Annotated in this window: 15 protein-coding genes and 1 pseudogene; 9 read left to right on the top strand and 7 right to left on the bottom strand. The window is 44.0% G+C overall.

Annotated features, from left to right (window positions below; genetic code table 11):
- The first annotated feature begins 137 nt into the window (after nt 1-137).
- The 6 genes and pseudogenes from AB6D07_RS14275 (at nt 138) to AB6D07_RS14250 (ending at nt 5,213) form a co-directional block, all read left to right on the top strand.
- Complete coding sequence (locus AB6D07_RS14275) at nt 138-707, top strand: porin family protein (RefSeq protein WP_371701267.1); 570 nt, start codon at nt 138-140, stop codon at nt 705-707.
- Nucleotides 708-938: 231 nt separating this feature from the next.
- On the top strand, nt 939-2,561 hold the full coding sequence (locus AB6D07_RS14270) for a phosphoethanolamine transferase (RefSeq protein ID WP_017102252.1): 1,623 nt from the start codon (nt 939-941) through the stop codon (nt 2,559-2,561).
- A 328-nt stretch (nt 2,562-2,889) separates the two neighbouring features.
- Nucleotides 2,890-3,825: a CorA family divalent cation transporter gene (locus tag AB6D07_RS14265; protein WP_017084933.1), complete on the top strand. Its 936-nt coding sequence runs from the start codon at nt 2,890-2,892 to the stop codon at nt 3,823-3,825.
- Nucleotides 3,825-4,370: a mechanosensitive ion channel domain-containing protein gene (locus AB6D07_RS14260; RefSeq protein WP_017100470.1), complete on the top strand. Its 546-nt coding sequence runs from the start codon at nt 3,825-3,827 to the stop codon at nt 4,368-4,370. Before AB6D07_RS14265 ends, AB6D07_RS14260 begins: the two co-directional genes overlap by 1 nt.
- A pseudogene (locus AB6D07_RS14255) lies at nt 4,364-4,447 on the top strand (AraC family transcriptional regulator); the annotation flags it as partial. The gene AB6D07_RS14260 and the pseudogene AB6D07_RS14255, both read left to right, overlap by 7 nt.
- A gap of 133 nt (nt 4,448-4,580) precedes the next feature.
- Nucleotides 4,581-5,213 carry a triacylglycerol lipase gene (locus AB6D07_RS14250; RefSeq protein ID WP_009845991.1) on the top strand — a complete coding sequence of 211 codons (633 nt, stop codon included), beginning with the start codon at nt 4,581-4,583 and terminating at the stop codon, nt 5,211-5,213.
- 151 nt (nt 5,214-5,364) lie between these two features.
- Here the strand turns inward: AB6D07_RS14250 and AB6D07_RS14245 are convergent, their stop codons facing one another.
- Complete coding sequence (locus AB6D07_RS14245; protein ID WP_009845992.1) at nt 5,365-6,339, bottom strand: arginine deiminase-related protein; 975 nt, start codon at nt 6,337-6,339, stop codon at nt 5,365-5,367.
- 566 nt (nt 6,340-6,905) lie between these two features.
- On the opposite strand from AB6D07_RS14245, the gene AB6D07_RS14240 reads away from it, so the two are divergent.
- Both AB6D07_RS14240 and AB6D07_RS14235 read left to right on the top strand, forming a co-directional pair.
- On the top strand, nt 6,906-8,756 hold the full coding sequence (locus AB6D07_RS14240; protein WP_017102251.1) for an ABC transporter ATP-binding protein: 1,851 nt from the start codon (nt 6,906-6,908) through the stop codon (nt 8,754-8,756).
- 295 nt (nt 8,757-9,051) lie between these two features.
- Nucleotides 9,052-9,756 carry a DUF445 family protein gene (locus AB6D07_RS14235; RefSeq protein ID WP_017100472.1) on the top strand — a complete coding sequence of 235 codons (705 nt, stop codon included), beginning with the start codon at nt 9,052-9,054 and terminating at the stop codon, nt 9,754-9,756.
- A gap of 108 nt (nt 9,757-9,864) precedes the next feature.
- Here the strand turns inward: AB6D07_RS14235 and AB6D07_RS14230 are convergent, their stop codons facing one another.
- Entirely contained in the window at nt 9,865-10,353 is a 489-nt protein-coding gene (locus AB6D07_RS14230; RefSeq protein ID WP_009845995.1) for an Lrp/AsnC family transcriptional regulator, read from the bottom strand.
- Between the two features lie 279 nt (nt 10,354-10,632).
- On the opposite strand from AB6D07_RS14230, the gene AB6D07_RS14225 reads away from it, so the two are divergent.
- On the top strand, nt 10,633-10,803 hold the full coding sequence (locus tag AB6D07_RS14225) for a hypothetical protein (protein WP_009845996.1): 171 nt from the start codon (nt 10,633-10,635) through the stop codon (nt 10,801-10,803).
- Nucleotides 10,804-10,865: 62 nt separating this feature from the next.
- Here AB6D07_RS14225 and AB6D07_RS14220 read toward each other — a convergent pair whose 3' ends face one another.
- The 5 genes from AB6D07_RS14220 to AB6D07_RS14200 form a co-directional block, all read right to left on the bottom strand.
- Nucleotides 10,866-11,036, bottom strand: a complete 171-nt coding sequence (locus AB6D07_RS14220) for a hypothetical protein (protein ID WP_017097212.1) — start codon at nt 11,034-11,036, stop codon at nt 10,866-10,868.
- Between the two features lie 440 nt (nt 11,037-11,476).
- Nucleotides 11,477-12,967: a sodium/proline symporter PutP gene (gene putP / locus AB6D07_RS14215; RefSeq protein ID WP_029222791.1), complete on the bottom strand. Its 1,491-nt coding sequence runs from the start codon at nt 12,965-12,967 to the stop codon at nt 11,477-11,479.
- 187 nt (nt 12,968-13,154) lie between these two features.
- Entirely contained in the window at nt 13,155-13,859 is a 705-nt protein-coding gene (locus AB6D07_RS14210; RefSeq protein WP_017102250.1) for a 1-pyrroline-5-carboxylate dehydrogenase, read from the bottom strand.
- Nucleotides 13,860-13,870: 11 nt separating this feature from the next.
- Nucleotides 13,871-17,026, bottom strand: a complete 3,156-nt coding sequence (gene putA, locus AB6D07_RS14205; RefSeq protein ID WP_017102249.1) for a bifunctional proline dehydrogenase/L-glutamate gamma-semialdehyde dehydrogenase PutA — start codon at nt 17,024-17,026, stop codon at nt 13,871-13,873.
- Between the two features lie 181 nt (nt 17,027-17,207).
- Complete coding sequence (locus tag AB6D07_RS14200; RefSeq protein ID WP_017102248.1) at nt 17,208-18,032, bottom strand: AraC family transcriptional regulator; 825 nt, start codon at nt 18,030-18,032, stop codon at nt 17,208-17,210.
- Nucleotides 18,033-18,316 lie beyond the last annotated feature (284 nt).

Here is an 18,316-nt window from a genome sequence, read left to right as displayed (position 1 = left end):
GGGGATTATCTGCTAACTGCAAGATCGTTCAAGTCTTCTTAAACGATCGGCATTAGGTTTCATTTGTGAGGGTTTTATAAATCATTCGTCAGCGATACCGTGATTTACATCACAGGATGAGTAAACAAGGTATTATCATGAAAAAATCAGTATTAGCACTCGGCTTAATCGGTTTAGTTTCACTTCCAACTTTTGCAGCAAGCACAGATGGTGGCGCGTATGTAGGTGGTGGACTTAGTGTCTATCAAGACTCCGATACAGATGGTCACGGTAATTTAGATTCAGATGGTATGGGTTATAACCTATACGGTGGTTACCAATTCAACCGTATTGTTGGCGTAGAGCTTGGCTACAACGATTATGCAGATTACAAAAATGGCGCAGAAAAACTCTCGCCAACCTCTATTTCCGCATCAGCGAATATCGGTTATACGTTTGACAACACTATTCGTCCATTCGTGTTGGCTGGTTTAAGCTCTGTTGACCTTCACGCGAACCAAGCGGCAAACTATGGGGACGACAGCGGTACTGGCTTCCACTTTGGCGTCGGTGTTGAATACACGCCGATTGAACACTTAACACTTCGCCTTATTTCACAAGCTGACGCGGTGAGTGTTGATGACTATTCCTATCAAGGTTCTCTCAAAAACGATGACCACACACTAGCATTCAACAGTGTTAGCTTCGGTGGTTCATACAACTTCTAATGTGTTCCTCACGGCCACGTTGTAAGTAAATAACTCAAATTCACTTTGCTACTCTGCCCTATGATAAGGCAGCACAGTAAAGTGAATTTTTGTATCTATACACCCTATCGAGCCATTTCACTTTAGCCGGTTATCACTCACCATCACTTCTCGATCTTTATGCGTTGATATTAGAGCTTTCTTGATAGGGAGACTAAAATAAAGAGATAAGATACGCAGGAAAAAAGACCTATGAATCTACCAAGCTTAAACATGTCGATAAACAAGCTGCCCTTTGTGTTGGCTGTGTATTATCTGCTTGTCATCAACATCCCTCTCTCCCTAGAACTGTTTAGTATTGTTCAGGCATCAAAGTCTGAAAGTGTCGCGTTTCTTGTATCCATCCCGTTCTTCTTCCTTGCTGCTTTTAATTTCATCTTCCAAGTCTTTAATTGGCCGATATTCTCCAAACCGTTTTTCATCTTATTACTGATCACCTCAACCTTAGTCAGCTACAGCATGTTCAATTACGGCATCTATGTAGACTACGGGATGATAGAAAACGTATTCGAGACCAATAGTGGTGAAGCAGCTAGCTATATCAGTGGCCACTCGATCTTATGGTTACTATCCATGGGCGTTATTCCATCGATCATCCTGTTGTTCACCAAACTTGAAAAAGAATCTTGGAAAGATTTCTTTGTCTGGAAATTGATTGGACTGCTCTCTTCCTTGATCGTCATTGCCATTATTGCCGGGCTTTTCTACAAAGATTACGTATCGATTGGTCGTAATCATTCGCACATCAAAAAGATGATCATCCCGACCGAGTATGTGTCATCAACGGTTAAATATATCAATAACACCTACATAAAACAGCCCATCCCTTATCAAGAGTTAGGGTTAGATGCGAAGCAAACAGCACAAGCCAAAGCGGCAACCAAACCAACATTATTAGTGTTTGTTCTTGGTGAAACCGCACGCGTGTACAACTACCAATATCATGGCTATGAGAGAGAAACCAACGCTCATACCAAGCCTTACAACCCGATATTTTTCTCTGATGTTCAGTCGTGCGGAACAGCCACCGCGGTTTCTGTGCCATGTATGTTCTCGAACATGAATCGCAGCAACTACGATCGCGACAAAGCCTACAACCAAGATAACGTGGTCGACATGATGAACCGCGCGGGCATTCACTCTATCTGGCGAGAGCATGATGGGGGAGACAAGGCGGTCGCACATCGAATCAAAGAGATGACGCTCGTCGCCAAAGACAGCGACCCGCTGTGTAATAAAGATGTGTGCTATGACACAGCCATGCTAGAGAACTTCGAACAAGATACTCAAGATCTTAAACAAGATAGCATCATTTTCTATCATATTTCGGGGTCTCACGGCCCAACGTACTTTGAGCGTTATCCAGAAGAACATAAGAAATTTACGCCTGATTGCCCTCGTGCAGATATTGAAAACTGCACCAAAGAGCAAGTGGTAAACACCTACGACAACACCATCTTGTACACAGATTTCTTTCTCTCACAGGCTATTCAAAAGCTAGAGAAACTCACCGATAAGTACAATGTCGCGCTGATGTACATTTCCGATCACGGAGAATCATTGGGAGAAAATGGCGTCTACTTACACGGCATGCCTTATTCATTGGCACCGAAAGAGCAAACCCATGTGCCTATGATCATGTGGATGTCTGATGGTTTCGCCGAGCAGAAAGGGATAAACCAGACCTGCTTAAGAAAGGCAGGCAAAGAACAGAGCTTCTCCCAAGACAACCTGTTCGACTCTTTACTCGGCCTAATGGATGTACAAACCAAAGAATACCGAGAAAACCAAGACATTTTTGCTGCGTGTCGGTAGTGTTTTTGCTTATGTAAACCATCGGAAAACTCGAGTTGCCTGAACAAGCTCTCCTCAACTTCCCCTATAAAGAAAAGACCTCGGTCTTTTCTTTTTTTTCGTCGCTAACATGGAGCCAGAGTGCTAATTTATAACGACGAAACAATGAGCTACATTTAATAGACACAATAATGGAAGAGTCCGTCGTACTCCAAAGACCAACCTGTCTTATTAGGCTTTATCTCACTCACATCGCTCATTGAATTTACCACGATTAAGCTCAGTTCAATACGGCACCTGAATGGCGCCACAATATCAATGTTTACGTCATATCATTAAGGACAAATGAATGGACGCTTTCATAATTTCAAGCTGGCAATTTTCTGAGGGTGTGGCACATGAACACACCACCAGCCCAGCCTCATTCGAGCAATCAACTTGGTATCACTGCCAAAGAGATGCTGACGGTTTGAGAGAATGGCTCCACAGTAATACGGTTCCAAATGCCATCATCGATTCATTACTCACCGATGACACCCGTCCTCGGTTCGAACAGTTTGGCCACGACTGTTTTTTGATGATTCTGCGAGGTATTAATCTAAACGAAGGTGCTAACCCTGACGACATGCTTAGCCTACGCATCTTATGGTACAAAGGCACTTTAATATCGACACGTAAAGTTCCTTCAAAAGCGGTCAGTAATCTGATATCTGATCTCAAACAAAATCAAGGCCCGACATCATTACCTGATGTATTACTGGGCATGATACGTGGAATCAACCACAGTATTTCAACCTTCCTAGTACCCGTCGAACTATTAATTGACGAGTTAGAATCTACATCCAATATCGACATAAGATCCATTAACGCTCTGCATTCAAGGCTACTTAGACTAAGGCGTTATTTGAAGCCACAGAAATACGTTTTTGAGGATTTAATGAGTGACCTGCCTGCACCACTGAGTAAGCACAACAGTCATATAAAGAACAGCCTTGATACCATCCTGAGAATTAATGAGTCTGTTGAGTTTTACATCGAACAAATTAATGTATTTTTAGCGAGCCTAAGTCAGCAACAAGCTGAAAAAATGAATAGAAATACGTACCTATTTTCTATCATTGCAGGTATTTTCCTCCCTGCTGGGTTTTTCACCGGTTTGCTGGGTGTCAATATTGCAGGAATACCCGGAACAGATAACCCAATAGCATTCCCACTATTTTGCGTTGGGCTGCTCGTGGTCATAGCGGCAGAGGTCATTATTTTGAAAAAATTGAGGTTTATTTAATGGTTGAGTTTTTGCAATCCAATATGTGGCTTAAACAAGTGGGTTTAGGTTTACTTCTTATCACTGTGTATTGGGTGATAAAACGCTTGGGGAAAAACTGGATAGAAACATTAGCGGAAAATAAGCGCGTCGAATTGAAGCGAAAGCAGTTCGTGATTAAGTGTTTCAATATTGTTCTGTTTCTACTCTTCATCGCTGTGTTTACGATTGTTCTTAACTTGGGTTTTGGTGATATTTCGCTGTTCTTATCATCCATATTTGCGGTGCTGGGTGTCGCTTTATTCGCGCAATGGTCCATTCTAAGTAACCTCACAGCCAGCGTACTAATATTTTTTGTCTTCCCTTATCGCATTGGCGACAGAGTAAGAGTCGCGGAGAAAGACGAAGACATCAGCGGTGTGATCATCGATATCACCATGTTCCACGTTATTCTTCGACACAGTTCGGGTAACATTATCACCTACCCCAACAACCTGATTTTACAAAAAGGCGTGATAAAGGTTTTGGTTGAACCTGAAGCAAAAAGTGAAGCTTCAATAAGGTAACAGGCCTAACACCGAATACCTATGCCAAACAAGGTGGGTTAACGATTGATGTGTATGGAGGAGTGAGATCAGAGTAACCCACTCTTTGTCTATAACGCACATTCTTTCTATAGCGAAGGCTCTGTCTTTTGTGTCCCATTAGCCGCAAGTTTTATTGAGTTTAGATTTGCGACTAAATATACTGGGGGCATCATCAGACGGAGGACAAAAATGAATAATAAAAACAAACATATAGTTTTAATTCATGGTCTATATATGCCTGCGTTGATCATGCAATATCTGGATAGAAACTTCAAAAAACGCGGCTTTACAACGCACAAGTTTGCCTACAACTCGCTGCGTTTCCCTTCTGCAGCCAAACGTCTCAATCGTTTCGTGAATGCTCGTTTTAATGAGTATGATGAGGTCTATTTTTTCGGTCACTCACTGGGTGGCTTGCTGATTCGTCATTACTTTAAATTCTACCAACCACACTTCGCCGACACCTGCATTATTACAGCAGGCACTCCGCACAATGGGGCAACCATCGCCAAAACACTGTCTAATCATGGGCTTGGATTTATATTTGGTTCGAGCAAAATGATTTTAAGCGATGGCTTGGGTGACTACGATATTGATGTGCCGATTGGCGTAATTACGGGTACCTACGACGCCGGAGTAGGACGGATTGTTCTGGGAAGAAACCCAGGGGATGGTACGGTCACTCTCGAAGACGCCAACCTGAGAGGAGCCACTGATACTTACGCCCTCAAACTCAACCACACTGCGCTTGTCTACTCCAAGGAAGTCGTAACACTGTCGGCTCAGTTCATTGAACACAGAGCTTTTAAGGACGCTTCATAGCTTTGTTCAGTAGCTTTTACGCGTTGACTCCTGTATTGAGCTCTTGTTCTCTTATTTATGATAGATAAAAACAAAAATACCACTCTGCGATAAGAGTGGTATTCGAAGATCCATTACTGGAAATGAGCGCTTGCTATACTTTCTATACTTGCTACAGACGATTCACTCGGGTTGGTAAGAACACCTCGCCCAACATGCATCGCACCGAACCACCGCCGATGTCTTCGATCGTTTTCACGTTAAATGGTAGTAGCTTACCGTGTGTCGAAAGCTGAGCTAACTGAGCTGGAGAAAACGCATCGTAAGCCGATTGAGACATCGCGATCACCTTGTCGCCATTCACAGTTTCAAGCTGAAGGATGTTGCCACAAAAACGATTCATCTGATCGATTGAGATAGAGATAACTTGCTTGTCTTTGGCAAGAGACTTCACAACAAAGCGGCGCTCAAACTCTGGGATCACTTCATCACAGATCACGCAGAAATTATCGCCAATCGCCATCATCACATTGGTATGGTAAATCGGTTGACCAGACGGTAATGCCGTTTGGAACGAGACCACGCGAGAATAGCCAATGCGCTTCGCGTAATCTTCCAATACTTCGCGGTCACAACGTTGTGAAAGCGCAGCATAAATGGTCTTGTTGATATGGTCGATCACCATCACGCCTGTGCTCTCTAGATAAGAACCTTGAGCAACGTACGACTCCATAGACTCACTGTGATTAACAATGCGACCAGACGCTTCCAACGCTTCAATAAGTGCATTCGGCTTAACTTCATTTTGACGGTTTTCACACGCCATTGGGAAAGTGAATAGGCTTCCATCACTACAAGTACTGAACCAGTTGTTTGGGAACACTGCGTCAGGGGTTTCAACACCCAGTTCCGGATAATCAAACTCTACAACTTGCACACCTTCTTTACGTAGCGAAACCACCATAGCCTTAAACTCGGCCATCGTTTCTAACTTTACCTCAGCTTCAGTCAGATCGACTCTGTGCTGAAACTCGTTATCACGGGCTGTTTCTTCGTTAAATTTAAATTCTTTTGGCGGCACCATAACAACGCAATTTGCGTTTTGAACATTAGTAATATGCAGTGATTTTTTGTGTAGGTTTAACATTTTAACCGTCCCTATCTTTTATTTACCTCAGAATTGTAAACAACTTGTTACGACAAAATTCACTGAAAATCACAATGATTTGAATATTTATCCCAAGTAATTACTGCGAATTTTAGATTAGTCGGTAATTTTTACTGCAAGATAACAGCACATCAGAAAGAACCAACTGTATGCATATTCGTTAAAGAATTTACTGGATAAATATTCTCATTTCATTTTTCAACTCCACACGAGTTTTGATTACAATTTAATCCATTTAACGTTAGGATTATCACCGTTGCATAACCATCAATTACGTTTGAAATAAGCTTAACTTTTCCTGTCTAATTCAATCTAAAATTAGCTTCATGAAAGACACTCTTTGGAAGTGTTCTGTGTCGCTTAAACCAAGTACTTACATAAGAACTAAACAAAAATCTATCGAATGGCTTAATACTTATAAGAACGCGTTGGCACTTATATAATTTCAAACTAAAACTGAAAAATTCAAATCAAGACTATAAAAACAAAGCTGCACATCACGATGCTCTAGCATCAAAGATGCAGTAGCTTATAAAGGGAAAACTATGTACAAGAAATTTGAAGGCTTTACTGAAGCCTTTCCAAAGGGAGAGCCGATACAACCTCCTACTGGAATACTGGCATTCTGCCGCCATTACACACGAGGTTTTGAAAAGCCGTTGATCTTGCTCGGATTGATGAGCATGACCATCGCGATCATCGAAGTTGCGCTGTTCGGTTACATGGGTCAACTGGTTGACTGGCTATCAACCAGCAACCCGGACACTTTCTTAGCAGACAACGAGTCGACACTGATGGGGCTCGGCGTTCTGCTGTTGGTCGTGATGCCAATCTTGATCAGTGTTTACTCACTACTGCTTCACCAAACTTTGCTGGGCAACTACCCAATGTCGATTCGTTGGTTAGCGCACCGCTACCTTTTGAAGCAAAGCCTGTCCTTTTATCAAGATGACTTCGCCGGACGTGTCGCGACCAAAGTGATGCAAACCTCGCTCGCGGTACGTGAAACCGTGACCAAAATGGTTGATGTGTTTGTTTACGTGACGGTTTACTTTACAGCGATGCTGTTCATGCTCGCGGAATCGGATTGGCGCTTAATGGCTCCAATGTTGATTTGGTTGTTCATTTACGTTGGCATTCAACTGCACTTCGTACCAAAGCTGAAAGACGTGTCTTCAGAACAAGCGGATGCACGCTCACTGATGACAGGACGCATTGTTGATAGCTACACCAACATCGCTACGGTCAAACTTTTCTCTCATAGTAAAAGAGAAACCGAGTACGCTGAAGAAGGCATGGAAGGCTTCCTAGACACAGTCCATCGCCAAATGCGCTTGGTTACTGGCTTCAACATCTGCGTTGAATTCGCGAACTACTTGTTGGTGTTCAGCATTGCGGGTATCTCTATCTACCTATGGTTAGACAACGCGATCACCGTAGGTGCAATTGCGATTGCGGTCAGCTTAGCTCTGCGTATTAACGGCATGTCGAAATGGATCATGTGGGAAATAGGTGGTCTGTTTGAAAACCTAGGTACCGTGATTGATGGTATTAAAACACTGTCTAAGCCCATTGCTATCGAAGACAAAAAAGATGCGAAACCTTTGGACGTTCCACAAGGCGGTATCAACTTCGACAACGTGAGCTTTAACTACGGTGAAAATAAGGGTGTGATTAACAACCTAAACCTCAACATCAAACCGGGTGAAAAAGTCGGCTTGGTTGGCCGTTCAGGTGCAGGTAAATCGACCCTAGTTAACTTACTGCTGCGTTTCCACGATGTAGAAAGTGGTCGCATCCTGATTGATGACCAAGAGATCTCGAGCGTTACTCAAGATTCTCTGCGTAGCAACATAGGTATGGTGACTCAAGATACCTCACTGCTGCACCGTTCGATCAAAGACAACATTCTTTACGGTCGTCCTGAGGCAACAGATGAAGAAGTGTATGCCGCAACCAAACAGGCACACGCTCATGAGTTTATCGAAACGCTAACTGACCCGTTTGGTAACGTTGGCTACGATGCTCAAGTAGGTGAACGTGGCGTTAAGCTTTCTGGTGGGCAGCGTCAACGTGTCGCTATCTCACGTGTACTTCTGAAGAATGCTCCGCTGTTGGTTCTAGATGAAGCAACATCAGCTCTCGATTCAGAGGTTGAAGCTGCGATACAAGAGAGCTTGATTGAACTAATGGAAGGCAAAACCGTTATCGCGATTGCACACCGTTTATCGACGATTGCAGCAATGGACCGTTTGATCGTACTCGACCAAGGTAATATCGTCGAAGAAGGCACGCACCAAGAGCTGATTACACAAAATGGCATCTATGCTCAATTGTGGAATCACCAGACTGGTGGCTTTATTGGTGATGATCTTGAACAGACAACGAGCGCTTAATTTATATTCCATTTTAAAAGTGCGGCGTAATTCACACCAAAATGTTAATTGGCGGTAAATTACACATGGCAGAATGTTATGTCGTAATCATATAATGACATTAACAGCAATGACGCTTCGCTTGCGCGTTCTGGAATAAGGCTAGACTTCGGGGGGAGGCTAGCCTTTTTTATGTCTGTTATTCTTCGCCCTTTCTCGTCTGTTTTCATTGGTTCTTAAACTTCATCGATCCTTTTGTTTTTTTCTTGGCGTTTTTTTCTTAAAATGCGCGCAGTATTCTTTCTAGAGATCAACCATGAACAAAAGTGTCTTAACTAACGTTATTGCGTTAGCACTGCTTGCTGGCGGCTATGCGACAGCAAACCAATACTTGCTTTATGCAGGCCTATTCGCCTTTTCTGGTGCTATCACCAACTGGCTTGCGATTCACATGTTGTTCGAAAAAGTACCCGGCTTATACGGTTCTGGTGTTATTCCAGCACGCTTTGAAGAGTTCAAGGCTGCAATCAAGCAACTAATGATGGAACAGTTCTTTACTGAAAGTAACATCGACCGCTTCCTTAGCAGTGAGATGACCGGAAAATCGCTCAATCTAGAGCCCGTAATTAAAAAGATCGACTTTAACCCAGCATTCGATTCACTGGTTCATGTTATCGAAAACTCACAGTTTGGTGGCATGTTGGCGATGGTTGGTGGCACAGAAGCACTACAGCCAATGAAGGCGCCATTTGTTGAGAAGATGCAAGAGTCTGTGATTGAAATCAGCAAGAGTGATTCGGTAAAAAATGCCATCAAGGATGAACTTGAATCACCTGCGATGATGGATGAAATCAAAGAGAACATTGAAGCGATCATCGATCAGCGCTTGAATGAACTGACACCAAAACTGGTTAAAGAGATGGTTCAGACCATGATCAAGAAACACCTTGGTTGGTTGGTCGTTTGGGGTGGGGTATTCGGCGGTGTGATTGGTTTAATCTCTGCCGCAATTACGCTGTAAGGCGGAGAAGTTTATCCGATTGCTCTTTATCTGACGTTCAACAAAAATGGAAGCTTATTGGCTTCCATTTTTTATATCTAAATAACCTTGGTAAGGCAAAGCCGGTCACTATTTTATGGTGGCCAACAACTCAGGGTTAACACCAAAGCCCTTCTTGTGTTCTTCAATCACCACTTCGCTGCGTGTCTGAATCACACCTGGCAGGGTACCCAATTTCGTTGCCATAAACGCTTGGTACGCCTTCATGTCTTTTACTCGAACCTTGATCATGGTGTCAAAATCCCCCGACAGCGAATAGCACTCTTCGACTTCAGGCATCGTTTCAACCGCTTGGGCAAATTTATCAAAAATTGAAAAACTGGTTTGATCGAGGCGAATATGGATAAACACTTGGACATCGAGCCCCAACTTTTCTGAACAAAGCTCAGCATGATAACCAGTGATGTAGCCCACTTTTTCCAATCGCTTCAACCTATCAGAGCAAGGTGAAGTTGTTAGGTTGACCTGTTTCGCTAGTTCAACAACGGGCAAACGGCCTTTCATATGCAGAATTCTTAGTATCTCTTTATCGATACGATCGAGTTGATGCTGAGACATAATATTCCTTAAACATTCTAGATTGCGCTCAGTATATTCCATACTAAGAGCAATCGAAGAAAACCTTGCTCACACATTTAGAAAACTAAATAGACCATTCCTATTCACGTTAAATATAAAACCGAACGGAGCGATAACAACCCTTATAAATCAAACTCCAGTTATTAACAAATTATTATAGAAATGACCCGATTAACAAATAAGTTGAGCCAGAAACGAAAGAAAGGATATAGGCCAAAGTGAATAATAGAATTCTCAAAGAGAAAGGATGACTCTATTATGAAAACGCAAGAACTCGCATATAAACCTTACGGAATCGGTTCATGGACACACGTAACGGTATCAAAAGATGTTGCCCAAGCACTCGCAAGTGAATACTCAAACTATGGCTGGGAAGTTAAGATTGATGGTAATGTCGTCGAGGCAGAACCTTCACTAAAAGCGGCATAAAAAACGAAAAAACCTCCATTAGGGAGGTTTTTAAATCTAAGTTAGTAAGCACTTACTACAATCTAAGCCAGACCAACTTGGGGAACTGCAGTTCCTGTTTCACAACGACAGTTACACGTTCGACAGAAGTGTTGAGTTTCCATGTCGTAATACAGGTTTCCACTAAATAGCTTTGACGTCCATTGCATCATACGGCCAGAGGTTGTCTCAGGCTCAGATTCACAACGTTTCATTATAGACTTATGTAGTGTTGTTTTTTTACATCCTTTGCAATAGAGATCAGGCATACCTTTGTCCTATAGGTCTTTAGTGGTTACTGATAATTGACACATGATGTCCAATTCAGTGTAATAATTCACCGAGCTAATAACAAAAGTGAGCGCCAAGTTCAAAAAATAGCCATTTTATCGGTTATTTTTTGACATCAAGCGCTATGAAAAGCCTTTATCTTCTATTTATTTCCCTTCTATCATTTGGTTTCGATTTACATTGTAAACCTCATAACAGCCGTGCTTCTCCTGTATCCTACTGATTTTCTATAAGACAAAGGTAGTGCCCAGATAAAAAAATAGAGCCACCGAAGGGACTCTATTACTTTTATTTTTCAATTTCTTTTTACAATTGCTTTTTAGCTAATGTTCTTTGCTAATTCACATATGTTTTACAATGTAAATTAGTCTAGCTCAACTAGGTTCTTCTTGAACTCAGCGTGTTGCTTTTTCACTTCGTCTTCTGGCTCACCAGTCATTAGACTCACAATAACGATAGAAAGCGTCGATAGGATGATTCCCGGTACGATTTCGTAAACATCGAACCAACCGCCCGTGAACTGCTTCCAAAGTACAATCGTAACACCACCAACCACGATACCCGCTAGAGCGCCGTTACGGTTCATACGAGACCAGTATAGGCTTAATACGATTGCAGGACCGAATGCAGCACCAAAACCAGCCCATGCGTAAGATACAAGGCCAAGTACTGAGCTGTCTGGTGTCATCGCCAGAACAAGAGCAACAAGAGAAATTAGAATAACCGCGAAACGGCCGACACGAACAATCTCTTCTGACGTTGCGTCTTTCTTCAAAACTTGCTTATACAGGTCTTCTGCCATTGCAGATGAAGAAACAAGAAGTTGTGAATCCGCAGTACTCATGATAGCCGCTAGAATGGCAGCAAGTAGGATGCCGGCGATTACTGGGTGGAACATCGCGTTCACAAGAAGCATGAAGATCTTCTCGCCATCGTCTAGCTTAGGTGCGCCAGAGTTCGTCACATAGATTAGACCAACAAGACCCACAAGCATTGCACCAATCATAGACAGTGCAGTCCAGATAACGGCAATGCGGCGCGCTGTTGTCAGATCTTTATTACTACGTGTTGCTTTGAAACGCGCAAGGATGTGTGGTTGACCGAAGTAACCCAAACCCCATGCCGCTAGTGAGATGATCGCAATAGCAGACAGTGGTTCACCCTTCGCATCATTCCATAGCGTTAGCAGCTCTGGGTTGATGTTGTGTAGGTCGCTAGAAAGCTGACCTAGGCCACCGTTCATTGCCGCGATTGGTACAATCAATAGCGCTGCAGACATGAGTAAACCTTGAACCAAGTCAGTCCAAGATACCGCTAGGAAACCACCAAACAGAGTGTACGAAACTACACAGACTGTACCGATAATTACCGCTGTTGTGTAATCAAGGCCGAATACCGTTTCAAACAATTTACCACCTGCTACCAAGCCTGAACTTGTGTAGAAAAGGAAGAATAAAAGGATAAAGAAAGCAGAAATTGTTTGGATCAGCTTAGAATTATCATTGAAACGACGAGATAGGAACTCAGGCAGCGTCAGTGATTCAGTCGTAATGCTGTAAGTACGTAGACGTTTTGCACTGATTAACCAGTTTGCCCAAGTACCAACAAGTAGACCACCAGCAAGCCAAAATGCTTCAAAGCCAGCAGCGTAAGCGTAACCTGGCAGGCCAAGTAGCAACCAACCACTCATGTCTGATGCGCCAGCAGAAAGTGCAGCAGGCCATGGGCCTAACGAACGACCACCTAGGAAGTAGTCTGTTGAGTTAGATGTACGTTTGTAAGCAATAACACCGATCGCTAGCATCATAATTAGATACGCAATGAACGTCGTCGTTATTGCAAAACTGTTTTCTATCATTTGATAGTCCTCATTTTGTAGAAAGCCTTCCATGCCTAATTCAATGCAAGACACTCACCGTAAAGGCAAGCGAGTGCATTGAGTTAGGTATTGAGGCTCCAATGCACTATGAATTAAATCCAAAGATGGAGAAAACCCAACAATGGAAAAAACCAAAAGTGCTTAGAGCCAATTTTACTGAAGGTTAGTGAGCTTCGCTTCCAAGTTCGAGCAAGGTCGCGTTACCGCCCACGGCTGTTATATTTATAGTTCGCGTACGCTCGGTAATGAAGCGCAGCGATAGGTGTGGATCATTAGCAACATTCATTGTCGCCAGATCCGTTTCAGCTACTAAACCGACGATTGCACCGTCACGCTTAGCAAGCTGTAAATTGATAGCTTGTGCCGTTTGCGAGTTACCTACGTAACCCACGCTACGTACATCGCAAGACAACAACTGTTGAGCAGCGTCATACGAGGCAACTTGCACCAAGTTAGTTGGCAAGTTCGCCGACTTAGCTGCGTCTGCAACTAAGGTATTGAACTGCACATCATCACTGCACAATTGGACGCTGTTACCTGCCAATAGCGCGGCAGTAATCAAAGCCATTGCAGTTTGCAGCGCTGGCACTTTCACTTCGCAATCATCAACAATCACCAAAGCCACACCGCGACCTGCGGCATATAGCTCATTGGTTTCGCCCGTAGGACCTGCCATTAGGTGATGTTCAGAAAGCAGTGCAGACGCTTGCTCTAGATGATAAGTCGCCACCATCGCCAAAGGCGCAGATTGACTTTCGATCTCTGATTTAAGCGCAAGTACCTGAGCACTCTTGTAATCAAAATCGGTAAGATTCCATTGTTCCCACGCTAGCAAAGCATCAGAAAAACCTGTCACTTGATGAACCATGATAATGCTCCTTATGCCTTGTCTTGTGATTGAGAGAAATGAACATCAGTAAAGCGATATAGGTAGTGAGGACCACCCGCTTTAGGGCCAGTACCTGACAAGCCTTGACCACCAAATGGTTGAACACCAACAACGGCGCCCACTTGGTCACGGTTGATGTAGCAGTTACCCACACGAACGTGTTTTTCGATCCAACGGTAAGTTGTCTCGTTACGGCTGTGGATACCCATGGTTAAGCCAAAGCCCGTTTGGTTGATTTGGTCTACCACTTGCGCTAGCTCACTCGCTTTGAAGCGAGCAATGTGTAGCACTGGGCCAAACTGTTCTTCTTTCAAGCAGTTGATGTCATCAATTTCAAAAGCACTTGGTGGAACAAAATCACCATGTTCACAATCACTACCTAGAGAAAGTTGAGCCACCTTCTTCTGGGTATTGGTCATGTTTTCTAAGTGCGCCATTAGCTTCTGTTTTGCGTTTTGGTCGATAACAGGGCCAACATCGGTTTTATGAAGGTGTGGAATGCCAACACTCAGCTCGTCCATTGCACCGTGAATCAATCCAACCACGCGGTCTGCAATGTCTTCTTGGATGTAAAGCACACGTAGTGCAGAACAACGCTGACCTGCTGAAGCGAATGCTGAACGAATCACATCACGAACTACCTGTTCAGGCAGTGCAGTACTGTCGACGATCATCGCGTTCTGGCCGCCTGTTTCCGCAATAAACGGAACTGGCTTAGCGTTACGAGTGGCTAATGACACATTGATACGCTGTGCCGTTGGCGTAGAACCAGTAAAGGCAACGCCCGCAATCGCATCATGGCTTGTTAGTGCACTGCCGATCTCAGCACCGCGACCCGGTAGTAACTGAATGGTGCCAGCAGGGAAGCCCGCTTCATTCATCAGTTCAACCGCACGAGCAGCAATCAAGCTTGTTTGCTCGGCAGGCTTAGCCACAACCGTATTACCCGCCACTAGTGCTGCAGTAATTTGGCCAAGGAAGATGGCTAGAGGGAAGTTCCAAGGGCTGATACAAACGAACACACCACGACCTTGTCGAGAAGCGATTCGTGTTTGGCCATCAAAACCTTTTAGTTCGAAACCTTGTAGATTGTCAGCTTGTTTTGCGTAGTAACGACAGAAGTCGACTGCTTCACGTACTTCATCAACACTATCGTGAATTGTCTTACCCGCTTCTTGATGACAAATCGCCACCAATTCAGCGAGGTTGTCTTCCATCAGGTCAGCCAGCTTATCAAGTGCAGCCGCTTTGGTTTCAACCGAAGTCGCGCTCCAATCAGCGAATGCTGCGTCTGCGCCGGTGATCGCAGCGGAAACATGATCAAGGTTAGCGAAAGCCACCTGACCCACATTAATACGACGATCGTAAGGTGCGGTTACTTGCTCAACGCTCTGATCAGCCTTGATCATGCTTTCGGCAAGAGATTCACCGTTGATCACAGGGCCCGCAGTCCATTGATTGTTTAAGAAGCCTTTTACTTGCTCTTCAAACTGATGCGCTTCGCTTTCAATATCAATGTTCACACCGTAAGAGTTCTTACGCTCAGGGAAAACCGCTGGAGGCAGAGGAATCTTAGTGTTGTGCAATGTATCGAACGCCAGAAGCATATCGACAGGGTGTTGAGTCAGCTCTGCCACAGGGCAACGCGCATCAACTAGGCGGTGGACAAACGAGCTGTTTGCGCCGTTTTCTAGCAAGCGACGTACTAGATATGGCAGTAGATCTTTATGGCTGCCAACCGGTGCGTAGATACGTACCGACTGTTGATAAGCTTCCATCGCATGGTTGTACAGAGAATCACCCATGCCGTGTAAGCGTTGGAATTCAAAGTCTTTATGGTCGGTCATGACAGCAATAGCAGAAACTGTATGAGCGTTGTGGCTCGCAAACTGCGGGAAGATATTGCCACGAACGCTTGGGCTCAATAAGTAACGCGCACATGCAAGGTAAGCTACGTCTGTCGCTTCTTTACGTGTGTAAACTGGGTAATCAGTAAAGCCAGCTTGTTGGGACCATTTGATTTCGCTGTCCCAGTAAGCGCCTTTTACCAAGCGAAGCGGGATTAAATCGCCCTGCTCTTTCGCTAAGCGGTTTAGCCATACTAGAACCGGTAGTGCACGCTTTGAGTAAGCTTGAATAACCAGACCAAATTTACCCCAACCTTTTACAAGGTCAGTGCGGTACAGTTTTTCGAATAATTTAAGAGAAAGCTCTAGGCGATCCGCTTCTTCCGCATCAATCGTAATCGCAACATCGAGCTCTACTGCACGGCGCAATAGCTGCTCTAGCGTGTCGCAAAGTTCAGTCAGTACGCGCTCTTCGTTCGCCACTTCATAACGTGGGTGAAGCGCAGAAAGCTTGATAGATACCGATGGCGCAGGGCTCGATTTTGAAGAGACCTTCGATTCTGGAGAAACATAGTTGTCTCGACCTACGGCTTCAATCGCCATTAGGTAATCTTTGAAGTATTTGTTTGCGTCTGCAGTAGTCAGTGCCGCTTCACCTAGCATGTCGTATGAGTAGGTAAAACCTTTATCACGCATAGACTTACCGTTCTTCTGCGCTTCAGCAATGCTGCGGCCAAGAACAAATTGGTGACCCATCACCTTCATTGCTTGGTGCATCGCTTTGCGAATTACCGGCTCAGAAAGCTTGTTCACTAAACGGTTAACCGCTTGACCTGCACTCTGCTCTTTAGATGAAAGTCCAACCACCTTACCTGTTAGCATTAATCCCCAAGTGGATGCGTTAACAAATACTGAGTCTGAATTCTTTAGGTGAGATTTCCAATCCGCAACGCTTAGTTTGTCACGAATCAGAGCATCAGCGGTTGCTGAATCAGGAATACGCATCAAGGCTTCCGCCAGACACATTAGCAAGATGCCCTCTTGAGTATCTAAGCTGTATTCAAGCAACAATGCATCGATCATCTGGATAGAAGTCTTATCCGCACGGATAGCTTCGATCAATGATGTCGTTTTGTCTGTGATCTGCTGCTTTTCTGACTCAGAAGGGGTAGCTAGCGGCAGAAGTTGCTCTAGCCATTGGGTTTCATCCACCATATATAATGGTGAGATAAGCGACCATAGATCAGCAAGCGACTGCTCGTTGAATTCTGGCTTTAACACATCAGTAGCTGTAAACATGCGTTTTCCTTAATCTCACACCCGGAATTAGCCCGGGATCTCTACAATGGCTGCAGTGTATTTAGAGTATATAAGGATTACTTGTCAAAAACTCCGAGTTTTTTGCTAAAAACTCGCTTTATTAACAAAACAAACACAAGGTCACATATGAAACTTTAAAATAATATGCCGTTTTGTTTCACTATTTAACAGAAATTTGCTTTTTGTATTGAGATGGTGACATGCCTTGAAGACGTGAAAAGGTGTGAGTAAAGGAAGATTGACCGGAGAAACCAGCCAGTTCAGCGACCTGACCAAGGCTGAGGTTACCTTGTTCGATTAAACGACGAGATCGGTCGATACGCTTACCAAGAACGTACTGGTGAGGGGTAATGCCCATTTGATCTTTGAATAGCATGTGGAACTGGCTTTCACCCAGAAACACACTGCCTGCAAGCTGCGCGACAGAGATCTTGTTCGCGAGGTGTCGCTCAATGTAGCGATCCAATGCCTCAAGATCAAAACGCGAGTCTTTAATCGGAGTTTCGAATGCCGATATGTGTCTTTGCATCAGCGCGATCACCGTGTCATTACAGGCTCGGCTTAGTAGCAGATCATTAGGACTGGCCTGCATTTCTTGCACCAACATATGGATAAGCTTTTGAATTTGCGCGTCTAATTGGAAGTAGACGTTCGATGATTCTAACTGATTGATCTTCTCTAGCATCAGAGGGTCATCATCCGTTGGCACTGGCATATTGAGTACTAGGATGTCCGACTGGCCAACCACACCACCGAAAGCATGATCAGAGCTCGCCGTTACCACACAACCTTGACCTGGGCCGACAAGATTGCCTTTACCGCTCACTTCAAATTCAGCCTGACCTTTTAAACCAATCACCACCTGCGAATAATGATGATCGTGACAGTCCATATGCGAAGGCAAAGTTATGATTTCCGCGGGTCGGGGGCCTGTAAGCCCTAGCGGAGACAAGTCTAGGTTTGGAAAGGGTAAAGGTTTTGGCATGACTGCAAAGTACTTAGGTCGACATGATAAGAATAATACTCTGAAATCTGCAGAAGATGAATTTGTAAATGATCATGAGAGTTGTTTTCTCTGTTTTCTCTTCTTCAAAGAAAGATCATTATTGATAACCACGTGATCATGTCTCCGGAAGTATGATCAAGTGAGCCCAAACTACGGGCTTTGTAAAGTCAACCTTCCAATATTTAGGCCACTCTTCCTTGTTCCAAGAGCAAATAAATCTGAACACCAAAAGTCAAAGCAAGTCACAAATGGAAACCAAACGA

The sequence above is a fragment of the Vibrio sp. 10N.239.312.C11 genome, from assembly GCF_041466065.1.
Taxonomy (GTDB): domain Bacteria; phylum Pseudomonadota; class Gammaproteobacteria; order Enterobacterales; family Vibrionaceae; genus Vibrio; species Vibrio tasmaniensis_A.
The sequence above is the reverse complement of the archived record's forward strand: the minus strand, read 5'-3'. Positions and strand labels throughout refer to the sequence as shown.